Origin of the sequence: Streptomyces roseochromogenus subsp. oscitans DS 12.976 (genome assembly GCF_000497445.1) — a bacterium.
Lineage (GTDB): Bacteria > Actinomycetota > Actinomycetes > Streptomycetales > Streptomycetaceae > Streptomyces > Streptomyces oscitans.
This window is the reverse complement of sequence record NZ_CM002285.1, coordinates 5,937,281-5,949,405: the sequence shown is the minus strand read 5'-3', so window position 1 is coordinate 5,949,405 and position 12,125 is coordinate 5,937,281. Positions and strand designations below refer to the sequence as shown.

The following is a 12,125-nucleotide window of genomic DNA, read 5'->3' as shown; positions in this document are numbered from 1 at the left end:
CCACCGCCCGGCTCACCCCAGGCCTGCAGCCAGCCGCCGTGCAGCCGCGCGTCCTCCAGGGCGATCGACAGCCCGAGGCCCGTACCGCCGGTGGTACGCGCGCGTGCCGGGTCCGCCCGCCAGAAGCGGCTGAACACACGCGTCGCCTCGCCCGGCTTGAGTCCCACGCCGTAGTCGCGCACCGCGACGGCGACCGCGCCGCCCGCCGCGGCGAGCTTGACGACGACGTCCTTGCCCTCGCCGTGCTCGACGGCGTTGACGACGAGGTTGCGCAGTACGCGCTCCACGCGCCGGGCATCGGCCTCGGCGACGACGGGCTGCTGATCGCCGACCACGCGTATGCGCGTGCCCTTGCGCTCCGCGAGCGGCTCGGCACCGCTGACCACACGCCGGACGACCTCCCTGAGGTCTATCGGCTCTGCCTCCAGGGCTGCCGCGCCCGCGTCGAACCGGCTGATCTCCAGCAGGTCCGCGAGCAGCGACTCGAACCGGTCCAGCTGGTCGGCGAGCAGCTCGGCGGACCGCGCGGTCACCGGGTCGAAGTCCTCGCGCGCCTCATGGATGACGTCGGCGGCCATCCGGACGGTCGTCAGGGGCGTACGCAGCTCGTGTGAGACGTCCGAGACGAACCGGCGCTGCATCCGCGACAGGTCCTCCAACTGCTGGATCTTCACCTGGAGGTTCTGCGCCATCTTGTTGAAGGCCTCGCCCAGGCGCGCGATGTCGTCCTCGCCGGTGACCTTCATCCGCTCCTGCAGCCGCCCGGCGGACAACCGCTCCGCGATCCCGGCCGCCATCCGCACCGGCGTGACGACCTGGCGCACCACCAGCCAGGCGATGGCACCGAGCAGGACGACGACGAACAGCCCGGCGGTCGCCAGCGTGCCCTTGACCAGGCTGAGGGACTTCTCCTCCTGCGTGAGCGGGAAGAGGTAGTACAGCTCGTACGGCCGCCCGTTGGGGTCGTTGACCTGCTTGCCGATGACCAGCGCCGGCTGCGAGTCCTTGCCGTTGGAGTAGACGATCCGGGTGTAGCTCTGCGCGGCCGTCGTGCCGCTGTTGACCCGCTCGCGCAGATCGGCGGGCACGCTGGAGGTCGGGTTGACGTACCCGGAGCCACGCGGGCTGCGCCCGCCACCGCTGTCGTCACCGACGGGCAGCGTGACGACGTCGAAGGCGCCCGCGCCGCCGCTGGACAGCGACTCCACGAGGTCGCTCATCCACTGGATGACGTTCTGCGACTGGCGGCCGTCCGTGGTCGACGTGCCGTCCGCGGTACCGGTCCCGGCGGCCCCACCGGTGGCGGCGCCGCTGGCCGCCTCGTCGGCCCTCTGCTTGGCCACCGCGAAACCGCCCGTGGCCTGGCTCTGCGAGGCCCTCACCTTCGCGTCCAGCAGGCCGTTGCGCACCTGCCCGATCACGACGAAGCCCAGCAGCAGGACGACGCCCAGCGACATCACCAGCGTCGTGGCGACGACCCTCAGCTGGATGTTGCGCCGCCACAGCCGCATCACCGGCAGCAGCGGACGGCGCACCCAGCGCAGGAACAGCCTGAGGACCGGGCTGCCCTGGACCCCGCCCTCAAGCAGCCCGCCCTCAAAAAGACTCCTGAACCGCGCACCCGTAGTCCGGCCGACAGCCCGCCCCGGACGGGCCCCGGACCGGCCGGGAGCCGAAGCGGCGCTGTCCCCGGACATGTCAGCTCGGCCCGGCCTTGTAACCGACACCACGGACGGTCACCACGATCTCCGGCCGCTCCGGGTCCTTCTCGACCTTGGAACGCAGCCGCTGGACATGCACGTTGACGAGCCGCGTGTCGGCAGCGTGCCGGTAGCCCCACACCTGCTCGAGCAGCACCTCACGCGTGAACACCTGCCACGGCTTGCGGGCCAGCGCGACCAGCAGGTCGAACTCCAGCGGGGTCAGTGCGATCGACTGCCCGTCCCGCTTCACCGAGTGCCCGGCCACGTCGATGACCAGGTCACCGATGGTCAGCTGCTCCGGTGCCGGCTCCTCCGACCTGCGCAGCCGCGCGCGGATCCGGGCGACCAGCTCCTTCGGCTTGAACGGCTTGACGATGTAGTCGTCGGCGCCCGACTCCAGGCCCACGACCACGTCGACGGTGTCGCTCTTCGCCGTGAGCATCACGATCGGCACCCCGGACTCGGCCCGGATCAGCCGGCACACCTCGATGCCGTCCCGTCCGGGCAGCATCAGGTCGAGCAGCACCAGATCGGGCTTGGTCTCCCTGAAAGCGGCCAGCGCCTTGTCGCCGTCGGCTACGAAAGACGGCTCAAAACCTTCACCACGCAGCACAATGCCGAGCATCTCGGCCAGTGCGGTGTCGTCGTCGACGACAAGGACTCGTCCCTTCATAAACGACATCATCCCATTCTCATAACAGTGACAGGTGCCCTGGTGAGGGAGGTCACTGGCCGGTGACCTTAGTCGTACCGGGCCGTCACTGTCTGCCCCTGTCTGCCGATGTTGATGTCAGTGACGGATGTCAGCTCGTCCGCCGACACCAGCCCCACACCCTTACCCACCACGCGCCCCAGCTCCCATCCCGTACGCCGTCGACCCACACTCTGTGGAGCAGGCGTGGTTCCTGGCGTCCAGGTGGAGCGCGCCACTGTACGAACGACCTGGACGCCAGGGGCCGCGTCTGCTCGGCTCTGCCTGGGTCGATGGTGTGCGGGATGGGAGCCCCCAGCATCCACCACGACGGACCCGCAGTCGGCGGCGGCGCCCCCTCCATCCCGGTGTCGGCCGATCCCCCGCCGGAGGCACTGTTCTGACCCTGGCCGCGTTCTGCGGTGATCGACTCATGGCCACCGGCCCTATCCACCAGTGGGCGCGCGTCGGCGCAGTGCGGGCGGAGCGGGCCGGAGGCAGGAGCGGCGCCCGCAGCGGAGCCGGGAGCGCGCCCGGCGGAGCGGAGCGCAGCCGGGGCTTGATGAGGTAGAGAAACCTGTAACAGCCTGCGCAGGGCTACGCGTCGAAGTCGTACTCAAGGATGTACGAGGCGGCATCGAGCGTCATCTCGTTGATCTCTACGGGGCGTCCTTCGTCCGCGAACGCGGTCCGGCAGATGAGAATGACCGGTGTTCCTGCGGAGATGCTCAACTGTCCCGCCTCATCCTTCGAGGGCATGCGTGACCGGATCTCTTCGCGGAAGTGCACTGGCTTGTATCCGAGTTCGGCAAGCCTGGCGTAGGTGCCGCCGGGGCCCGTGTCCTCCTGGGTGATTGCGGAGCCTGCGACCACCGACGTTGGCAGATAGCTCGTCGCGAGCAGAACGGGCTTCCCATCCAGGACGAACCGTCGGCGCCTCACACACACGCTGTCCTCGTCGGCCAGCTCCAGAACCAACTTGACGCGCTCCAGCGGCGCCTCCTCCGACACCGTCACCTGGTCCACCACCAACGAGCGGTCCTCGATGTCGGCGGCCCAGATCGACCGGCCGCTACCCCACTGCTCCTGCGAGAGCCGTTGGATGCCTCGACGCCTCAGGGGGCGGAAGTCGCGCACGAACACGCCTGCGCCCTTGCGGGACTCGGCGACCCCTTCGTCCTTGAGCACACCCAGGGCCTGGCGAGCCGTCATGCGGGCTACGCCATGCTCGGCCATCAGGTCGTTCTCTCCCGGAAGCCGATCACCGGGACCGTACTCGCCCGACTGGATCGCCTCACGTAGGGAGTCCGCGATCCGCTGATACTTCGGCCGACGGTCGTCGTCGGTGTTGGCCATTCCGGAGCCCTCCTCTCTTCTCTAGACAGCCTAGGCCATGGGTGGGGCACCCGCTCAGTGCGTGTAGCCGCAATCCTTCGCGAAACAACGTCTCTAGACATCTCCCTTGACGACCTCTCTAGACACGTGCTTTCCTGGAGATGTCTAGAGAGGTTGCGTCAGGCGGCCTCCCAGAACGAGGGATGTGCTCATGCCGTCTTTCAAGATCGATCTTTCGACTGCTGTGGTATTCGTGGCGACCGCCCCGGAACCCAAGATGGTCAACAAGAAGACCGGTGAGCGGGCCGTGGACCGGGAGACCGGCGCGGACATGTCGACCGTGGGCCTGCTGGTCTCGGACGAGGGAGAGGGGAACCTCTACCAGGTGACCGTTCCGGAGACCGGTCTCCCCGAGGGGCTTCAGCCGGGTACGCCGGTGGCCGTGACTGGGCTGAAGGCGCGTGACTGGGAGAAGGAGTTCAACGGCCAGAAGCGTCACGGCATCTCGTTCCGCGCGGTGGCGGTCACTCCGCTGGGGGCCTGATCATGGCCGACGTCACGCCGTGGCTTGAGCTGGGCAGCGTTGCTGCCGGTGCTGGCGGGCTCGGTTACGCGAAGGTCCGCGCCCCGCGCGTGTACTGGTCGCTGATCGGTTTCCCGGCCACCTGGGGCCGGTTCACCTGGACGTACCGATCCACGATGGAAGTGTGCGGGCTGACGGTACAGCCGTCCAGCCTGCGGGCCTTCATGACCCGCAACGTTGCCCGCCGCGAGGTCCGTCCGGTGCCGCCGAAGGTCCGCCGGGTGCGGGGTACGTCGACCGGCCTGCGGGTTTCCCTACGGCTTCCAGCCGGACTGGAACCGGCGGATGTGGCCGCGTCCTCGGAGCGGCTGCGCCATGCCTGGGGTGTGCGGTCCGTGACCGTCGCCGAGACCAAGCCGGGTTGCATCGAGCTGCGGATGACCGGCTACGACGTGCTCAGGCGGGTCCGGCTGCCTCGCTCGGCGCAGTCCCGTGACCTGGTGGTGCCGGTGGCGCTGCGGGAAGACGGGTCGGTGTTCGAGCGGGACTACCGCAAGGTGCCGCACGCGCTGACGCTCGGGGCGAATCAGTCCGGCAAGTCCATGTATCAGCGCAACCTGATCAAGGGGCTTGCCCGGCTGCCGGTCGGCCTGGTCGGTATCGACTGCAAGCGCGGTGTCGAGCAGACCCGCTACGCGCCTCGTCTGTCCGCCTTGGTCATCACCCCGGACGACGCTGCCCGACTGCTGGATGTCCTCGTGGCCGAGATGGAAGACCGTTTCGATCTGCTTGCCAAGCACGGGGCGTCTGATCTGTGGGAGCTCCCGGACGATGCGCGGCCGGTGCCCCTGGTCGTCCTGGTGGATGAGGTCGCTGAGCTGTTCCTGGTGACCTCGAAGAAGGAGGAGGAGCGTCGGGACCGCTCGGTCATGCAGATGGTCAGGCTGGGTCAGATGGCCCGCGCGGTCGGCATCTTCCTGGAGGTGTGCGGGCAGCGCTTCGGCTCCGACCTGGGCAGGGGCGCGACCGCGCTGCGGGCTCAGCTCACCGGGCGTGTGGTGCACCGGGTCAACGACAAGCAGACGGCCGAGATGGGCTTGGGTGACATCGCTCCGGATGCCGTGATGGCCGTGACCACGATCGCACCGGACCGCCCCGGTGTGGCAGTGGCCGGTGACACCTCCGGCGGCTGGTCCCGCATCCGCACCCCGGAGTCCTCCTCTGAGGACGTGGTGGCCGTGTGCCGCCAGTTCGCCGACCTCACCCCGGACCTGCCGTTCCTGGCCCCCTTCCGGCCGACCGCCCGCCCCGCCCCGGCGCCGGTGCCGCTGGTCAAGCCGCTCCCGGTCACCGAGTAACACCCCCTGCACTCCCGGTCGGCGTGACCGCATCGCGCCAGATCCCTACCCGCCCCATGCCGAAAACCGAGAGGAGATCGTCATGGCTCCGCGCAAGACCGCAAAGCCCAAGGTGACTCAGTGCCCGGTCTGCAAGGGCTCCGGAGAGGTCTCTCGCACGGTCCGGGTCGGCCGCAAGCATCGCGCGGTCGGCGAACAGTCGGGCTTCTGCCTGAACTGCTTCGGCTCCGGCGAAGCCCCCGCCGACTAGCCCCGCTGCCGGGACCGGGCGGCCGACCACAGACCGCCTGGCCTGGCCCAACTCTTTGAAGGAGGTGAAGACCATGGTCCGCTCGATCCGCCCGGATGCCGTCCTGATCCAGGCCGTGATCGCTGGAGCGCTGTCCTTCGCCCACCTGCACGACCTTGCCGCTGCGGCCGGACAGTCCGGCTGGAAGGCCTGGGCCTACCCCGTCTCGGTTGACCTGCTCCTGGTCGCCGCCTGGCGCCGGTTGCGGGTGCAGCGGTCCCGGCTGGCCTGGTGCTGGTTCCTCGTCGCCCTGGTTGCCTCGCTCGGCGCGAACGTGGCCACCGCCGGATTCCTCGATCTGGCGAACCCGCCCGCGCTGCTCCGGCTCGGTATCGCCGGATGGCCCGCACTCGCCTTCCTGGGCGGCACCCTGCTTGCCCACTCGCCCTCACCCAGCCCGGCCGACGACCGGGTGCCGGTTCCGCCGGCGCCCGCAGCCGCGGCCCCCGTACCCGACCCGGAGCCGGAGCAGATCAGCACCCCGGAGACCGCTGAGGCTCAGCCGGAGACGGCCCCGCTCGTGCCTCCCGCGCTGGTCGACCACGCCCGCAAGGTCGCCGCCGACCACCGCACCCGCACCGGCATGGACATCGACACCGCCACCCTGCGCGCCCGGCTCGGTGTCCCTGACGACCTCGCCGGGGCCATCGCCGCCCAACTCGCCTGACATTCAAGGAGGTTCAACCGTGCGCCCGAACCGCTTCTACGACGTGATCAGCATCGGGCCCGTTCAGGTCGGCTCGTACAACAACGGCCGTGGTCAGATCCGGCACGCCGCCGCCTGCACCGCCCCGAAGTGCGGCTTCTCCACCGACCACGGTGACCGCTCGGCTGCCGAACTCGCCGCACGCACCCACCGCGGCACCGTCTGATCCGAGAGGAGATCCGCTCGTGTTCACCCCGAAGTACCCGCCCCCGGATACCGCACCACCCCCGACCGTCATCCAGCCGCAGACCGCCACCCCGGCCCCCGCTCAGGCGGCCCCGGCCCCGGTCGCCCCCGTGGCCCCGGTCTCGAACCGGCCCACCGTCCAGCTCACCCCCGGCAGCGCGCTCGCCCTGGCCGCCGGTGGCGGTGCCGTGGTCCTCGTCGTCGGCGCGGTCCTGGTCTCCCTGCTCCTGGCGGTCGCCATCACCGGCATGTCCGTTGCCGTGGTCGCCGTCGTCCTCCGCTCCCTCCTCAACCAGCAGAAAGGTCACTGACATGGGCATCTTCAGCAAGCGTCCCCCGATCGACTACGACAAGCAGGAACGCGAGTATCGGCAGGCCAAGCGCGAGGCCAACAAGCTCATGGCCGAGATCCGCGAGCGGCTGGAGAACGGCACCGCCACGCGCGAGGACAAGCGCATCTTCAACGCCGGTCGTACGCGCGACGGCCAGATCCAGTAACGCCCTCCGGGGCGGCTCTCTCGCCAAAGATCCGCCGCCCCGGACGGCTCCACCTCTTCCTGATCCAACGGACCCGAAAGGGAAGCCCCATCATGCCTCAGCGCGCCCTGAACATACCCGTCTGCCGTGACTGCGACGGCTTCTCCACCGCCGCGATCACCACCGGCACCCGCAACACCGACGGCACCCGTAAGACGCTCACCGTCACCTGCCCGGCCTGCAAGGGCAGCGGCCGCAGCCTCCCTGCCCCCGCCCTCATCCGGGCTGGGAGGTAGCTGCCATGACCGACCTGACCCCGACACCGGACCGCCCCGGCCTGCACATCAGCAAGTCATCGCCCAACGCCCCGGCTACCGGGTCCGCCGTGTGCCACTGCGGCGCCAGCGCCACCGCCACCGGTGACGCCCAAGTCCACCGCCTGGTCCAGGGCTGGGAGGCCAACCACGGCTCCGCCCACACCAAGGGGGGCACGAAGTGACCGACGCCGCCACCATGGCGGGCCTGGACCCGGCCACCCTCAACGATCTGCTGAGGCTGGCCGGGTCCACCGGCTTCGACCGCCTCCAGGAACAGATCCGCCGCACCGGCGGCTGCTCCGACCCGATCCACCTCATGGGCTCCACCGTCACCCGCGACGCCTCCACGGGACAGGCTCTGCATGCCTACTCAACGGACGGCGAGCCCGGCGCCCGGCTCCGTGTCGCCTGCGGCAACCGCCGCGCCTCCCGCTGCCCCTCCTGCGCCTGGACCTACGCCGGAGACACCTACCACCTCATCCGCGCAGGCCTCGTCGGCGACCCTGCCAAGGGCACCCCCGAAACGATCCGGGACCACCCCCGCGTCTTCGCCACCCTCACCGCCCCCTCGTTCGGCCCGGTCCACAACCGGCCCGGCAACCGGCCCTGCCGCTGCGGCACCCGCCACAGCGAAGACGCACCCGAACTCGGCACCCCCCTCGATCCCGAGTCGTACGACTACACGGGGGCGGTGCTGTGGAACAACCACGCCCCCGAGCTATGGCGTTACTTCACGATCTACCTGCGCCGCGAGATCGCCCGCCGCGCTGGCCTCACCCAGAAGGAAGCCCACGCACAGTCCCGCGTCTCCTTCGGCAAGGTCGCCGAGTACCAGAAACGCGGAGCCGTCCACTTCCATGCCGTGATCCGCTTCGACGGCCGCAAAGGACCCGACAGCCCGCCCCCGGCCTGGGCCACCCTCGACCTGCTCACCGACGCCATCCACGCCGCAGCCACCCGCGTCGCCGTCAATATCGACCCGGCCGGAGACCAGCCCGCCCGCACGCTCACCTGGGGCACCCAGCTCGACGTGCGCCCGATCCAGTCCTTCGGCGAAGGCTCCGAGATCACCGAACAAGCCGTCGCCTCCTACGTCGCCAAGTACGCCACCAAAGCCGCCGAGATCTCCGGCGCCGCCGACGCCCCGGTTCACTGCCGCACATGCCGGGGCACCGGCCGTTCCACCGTGTACGACCGCCCCGGATCAGCGCTCAGCCAGTGCACCCGCTGCCACGGCACCGGCCTCGGCGAAGACCTCGCCCGCCTGGAGATCTCCGAACACGCCCGGCGCCTGATGACAGCGTGCATCGACCTCCAGCCCCTCTACCCCGAACGCCACCTGGCCCGCTGGGCTCACATGCTCGGCTTCCGGGGCCACTTCTCCACCAAGTCCCGCCAGTACTCGACCACCCTGGGCGCCCTCCGCCAGGTCCGCGCCGACTACCGCGCCGCCCAGCAACGCGCCGCCCTCGGCCTGCCCGACCCCGACGAAGAGACGGAGGCCACCACGCTCACCCTCGCCCACTGGACCTACGCCGGACACGGCCACGCCCCCGGCGAATCCTGGCTCGCCGCCAACATCCGCCGCGACATCCAGCACAACCGCGAGACAGCACGCGAAGAACTACCCGCCCTGCTCGACCTGGAAGGAGCCGTCGCATGACCACCGCCGTCCCCGAGTTGCTCACCGTGCCGGAGGTCATGGCCCGGCTCAAGTACAGCCGCTCAAAGGTCTACGACCTGATCCGAGAGAAGCGCCTCGTCTCGATAACGGAGGGGCGTTGCCGACGGATACCGGATAGCGCTGTTCAGGACTACATCCGTGCGCGACTGGAGGATGCGGCCTGATGGCACGTCAGCGAAAGCGGAATCCGAACGGCTCGGGCACGGTCACGAAGCGGGCTGACGGCCGCTACCAGGCAGCGGTGTACGTCCCGCAGCCAGACGGCACCGTGAAGCGGAAGTTCGCCTATGGCAAGACATACGACGAGTGCGACCAGAAGCGCCGTGATCTCCTCGACCGCGCCAACGGCGGCATCCCGACTCCGACTCGGGACATGAGCTTGGGCGACTGGTTCGACTACTGGCTGGAGGTGATCGTCAAGCCGAATCTGAAGCCGAAGAGCTACGAGACCTACGAACAGGGCGTGCGGAACCACCTACGCCAGCTCCTGGGCTCCAAGGTCATGGTCAAGCTGGGCGTGGCGGAGCTTCGCGGGGTCATGCAGCGGCTCGCGGAGGCCAAGGGGGCCAAGACTGCTCGGCAGGCCCTTCGGGTCCTCTCGGCGGCGCTCACGGCCGCGATGGTTGAAGACATCGGCCTTACCCGAAACGTGGCCAAGCTCGTGCACGTCCGGGCCACCACCGACAGCGGCAAGAGCTGGGACGCCGTGACTGTGCTCCGCTTCCTCGCGGCTGCTCGTCGGCTGACGGTCTACTACCCAGCCTTCCTGCTGCTCTGCTTGCTCGGCCTCCGGCGCGCTGAGGTGTGCGGCCTGCGCTGGGAGAACATCGACCTGGACAACCGGGTCCTGTGGGTGGAGCAGCAACGGCAGCGCTCCAGCGCGGGCACGATCGACCTCGATCCCAAGACCGAGACCTCGAAGGCTCCCCTGCCACTCCCGGCTCAGTGCATCGCGCCTCTGCGCTGGACCCGGATGCGTACAGCCATGCTGCGTGAGCGTGCGATCAGCAACGGCCGACCGTGGTTCGACGACCCTGACGGACACGTCTTCATCTCGCGGACCGGTTACCCGCTCCTGGCCTCGAACCTGTACCTGACCATGCAGCGCGTAATCACGGCCGAGGGCCTCGACAAGATGAACCCGAAGGGACTGCGGAAGTCCTGCGGCACCCTCCTGGTCCACCTCAAGGTGCACCCGAGGATCGTCAAGGCCATCCTGCGGCATAGCCGGATCGCCACCACGATGGACATCTACGCTGAAGCCCTGGACCCCGATGTGATTGAGGCCGTGGGACAGCTCGATCGTCTGCTTCGGCAGCCGGGTCGGATCCGGGAGCTAGAGGCCACTCGACCGGATGCCAAACCTCGTTGATGTCGCCGTTGGATGTCACGGCCCCTTTGTCTGCGGATCGTCGCAGGTGGAGGGGCCGTTTCCGTCGATCGAGCCGACATCATCCCATTAGCTAATCGTTACCTGGCGTGACCTGGCACACAGCTCCGCAAGAGCCTCGGCCGTCACGGGTGAAACGGCTCCCTCCTCGGTGACGATGGCCGTCACCAGCTCGGGCGGCGTCACATCGAACGCCGGGTTGTACGCCTGGGTCCCCAGGGGTGCCACCGGAATCCCGCCTCCTGCTCCCGTCACCGGCACCTGGGGTGCTGTGACCTCGGTCACCTCAAAGCCGGGTCGCTGCTCGACCTCGATGGACGCCCCGTCGGGGGTGTCCGGATCGACCGTCGTCACCGGCGCCACCACGATGAACGGCACATGGTGGTATCGCGCCAGCACCGCGAGCGGATAGCTCCCCACCTTGTTCGCCACCGAGCCGTCGGCCGCGATCCGGTCCGCCCCGATGAGCACCGCGTCCACCTCGCCCGCCGCGAACAGGGAACCGGCCGCGTTGTCGGTGAGCAAGGTGTACGCCATGCCACTGCGGGCCGCTTCGTACGCCGTCAGGCGAGCACCTTGCAGCAACGGACGCGTTTCGTCCACCCACAGCCTCCGCAGCCGCCCCTCACGGTGCGCGGCGAGGGCCACCGCGAAGGCCGTGCCCTCACCGCCCGACACCAGCGAACCGGTGTTGCAGTGGGTGAGGATGCGGTGCCCGCCACCGGGCATCAACTCGTCCAGGAGCGCCAGACCGTGGGCCGCCATCCGGGCGCTGGCCTCGGCGTCCTGCCGGTGCAGCGACCGCGCCGCGGCCAGAGCCGCCGCGGCCGCCTCGGTGGCATCGCCGGTCTTCGCCAGCGCGGCCTGGTGTGCGGCCTCGGCCCGGCGCACACCGACGGACAGGTTCACCGCGGTGGGCCGGGCGCTCTCGAGCGCACGTGCCGCATCGGCCACGTCGAAGCCGCGTACGGCGGCGAGCGCGACGCCGTACGCCCCGGCGATCCCGAGCACCGGCGCCCCGCGCACGGCGAGCGAACGGATCGCCTCCACCAGCGCCGGCGCGTCGGTGCACACCAACTCGACCTCCTCGGCCGGGAGCCGCGTCTGATCGAGAAGGACCAGCACAGGGCCTTCAGGTGGTTCCTCCCATCGGATCGTGGGTATCTCGGTCGACCGCTTGTCCCGGTCGGTTCGCGCCTGCTGATCAGCCATGCGGTCAGTCTGCCCCGGATCCGGCGGACAATTGAAGGCATCCAGCGCCCACCGCGGCCGGTCCCCCGGTGACCACCCCATGGCACGATGGCTGCCAACCTGCCGCCGCGTCCGCGGAAGGGCACCGAGAAGGAGCTTCGATGACAGACACTCCGGGCTGGGCCTCGCCCGGATCCGCCCCGTCGAACGAGGGGCGGGAACCCGGCGCGTCCGGCCCCGCCGAGCCCGCCGACCACCCCGGCGACAGCGCGCCC

General features: G+C 69.7%; 16 protein-coding genes. 12 read left to right on the top strand and 4 right to left on the bottom strand.

Going from position 1 to position 12,125, the window contains the following annotated elements; genetic code table 11:
• The 3 genes from mtrB to M878_RS75345 all read right to left on the bottom strand — a co-directional run.
• Window positions 1–1,697, bottom strand: a 1,697-nt coding sequence (gene mtrB, locus M878_RS75355) for an MtrAB system histidine kinase MtrB (RefSeq protein WP_031225767.1), incomplete at its 3' end; no start/stop codon positions are given.
• A gap of 1 nt (window position 1,698) precedes the next feature.
• Window positions 1,699–2,388, bottom strand: a complete 690-nt coding sequence (gene mtrA / locus M878_RS75350) for a two-component system response regulator MtrA (protein WP_191870552.1) — start codon at window positions 2,386–2,388, stop codon at window positions 1,699–1,701.
• A gap of 603 nt (window positions 2,389–2,991) precedes the next feature.
• The gene (locus M878_RS75345) at window positions 2,992–3,750 is read right to left on the bottom strand and encodes a GntR family transcriptional regulator (RefSeq protein WP_023550065.1); all 759 of its coding nucleotides are present in this window, start codon (window positions 3,748–3,750) and stop codon (window positions 2,992–2,994) included.
• A gap of 190 nt (window positions 3,751–3,940) precedes the next feature.
• Here M878_RS75345 and M878_RS75340 point away from each other — a divergent pair, with 190 nt between their 5' ends.
• From M878_RS75340 to M878_RS75290, 12 genes are all read left to right on the top strand, one after another.
• Window positions 3,941–4,273, top strand: coding sequence for an SCO3933 family regulatory protein (locus M878_RS75340; RefSeq protein ID WP_023550064.1), 333 nt, complete (start codon window positions 3,941–3,943; stop codon window positions 4,271–4,273).
• Window positions 4,274–4,275: 2 nt separating this feature from the next.
• Window positions 4,276–5,610 carry an FtsK/SpoIIIE domain-containing protein gene (locus M878_RS75335; protein ID WP_023550063.1) on the top strand — a complete coding sequence of 445 codons (1,335 nt, stop codon included), beginning with the start codon at window positions 4,276–4,278 and terminating at the stop codon, window positions 5,608–5,610.
• Window positions 5,611–5,692: 82 nt separating this feature from the next.
• The gene (locus tag M878_RS98450) at window positions 5,693–5,860 is read left to right on the top strand and encodes a hypothetical protein (protein WP_023550062.1); all 168 of its coding nucleotides are present in this window, start codon (window positions 5,693–5,695) and stop codon (window positions 5,858–5,860) included.
• A 73-nt stretch (window positions 5,861–5,933) separates the two neighbouring features.
• The gene (locus M878_RS75330; RefSeq protein WP_023550061.1) at window positions 5,934–6,566 is read left to right on the top strand and encodes a DUF2637 domain-containing protein; all 633 of its coding nucleotides are present in this window, start codon (window positions 5,934–5,936) and stop codon (window positions 6,564–6,566) included.
• Window positions 6,567–6,585: 19 nt separating this feature from the next.
• The gene (locus tag M878_RS75325; protein WP_023550060.1) at window positions 6,586–6,771 is read left to right on the top strand and encodes a mobile element transfer protein; all 186 of its coding nucleotides are present in this window, start codon (window positions 6,586–6,588) and stop codon (window positions 6,769–6,771) included.
• A gap of 19 nt (window positions 6,772–6,790) precedes the next feature.
• Window positions 6,791–7,102 carry a hypothetical protein gene (locus tag M878_RS75320; protein ID WP_023550059.1) on the top strand — a complete coding sequence of 104 codons (312 nt, stop codon included), beginning with the start codon at window positions 6,791–6,793 and terminating at the stop codon, window positions 7,100–7,102.
• A gap of 1 nt (window position 7,103) precedes the next feature.
• Window positions 7,104–7,289 (top strand): hypothetical protein, encoded by a 186-nt coding sequence (locus M878_RS75315; protein WP_023550058.1) that lies wholly within the window; start codon window positions 7,104–7,106, stop codon window positions 7,287–7,289.
• Window positions 7,290–7,381: 92 nt separating this feature from the next.
• On the top strand, window positions 7,382–7,564 hold the full coding sequence (locus M878_RS75310; RefSeq protein WP_023550057.1) for a hypothetical protein: 183 nt from the start codon (window positions 7,382–7,384) through the stop codon (window positions 7,562–7,564).
• 5 nt (window positions 7,565–7,569) lie between these two features.
• Complete coding sequence (locus M878_RS75305; protein ID WP_023550056.1) at window positions 7,570–7,767, top strand: hypothetical protein; 198 nt, start codon at window positions 7,570–7,572, stop codon at window positions 7,765–7,767.
• A complete protein-coding gene (locus M878_RS75300; protein WP_023550055.1) occupies window positions 7,764–9,248 on the top strand; it encodes a zinc finger-like domain-containing protein in 1,485 nt (494 codons plus the stop codon). The genes M878_RS75305 and M878_RS75300 overlap by 4 nt, the downstream gene beginning before the upstream one ends.
• Window positions 9,245–9,433 carry a helix-turn-helix transcriptional regulator gene (locus tag M878_RS75295; protein WP_023550054.1) on the top strand — a complete coding sequence of 63 codons (189 nt, stop codon included), beginning with the start codon at window positions 9,245–9,247 and terminating at the stop codon, window positions 9,431–9,433. The genes M878_RS75300 and M878_RS75295 overlap by 4 nt, the downstream gene beginning before the upstream one ends.
• Window positions 9,433–10,641 carry a site-specific integrase gene (locus M878_RS75290; RefSeq protein WP_023550053.1) on the top strand — a complete coding sequence of 403 codons (1,209 nt, stop codon included), beginning with the start codon at window positions 9,433–9,435 and terminating at the stop codon, window positions 10,639–10,641. Before M878_RS75295 ends, M878_RS75290 begins: the two co-directional genes overlap by 1 nt.
• 87 nt (window positions 10,642–10,728) lie before the next feature.
• Here the strand turns inward: M878_RS75290 and mtnA are convergent, their stop codons facing one another.
• Complete coding sequence (gene mtnA, locus M878_RS75285; RefSeq protein WP_031225764.1) at window positions 10,729–11,871, bottom strand: S-methyl-5-thioribose-1-phosphate isomerase; 1,143 nt, start codon at window positions 11,869–11,871, stop codon at window positions 10,729–10,731.
• Between the last annotated feature and the right edge of the window lie 254 nt (window positions 11,872–12,125).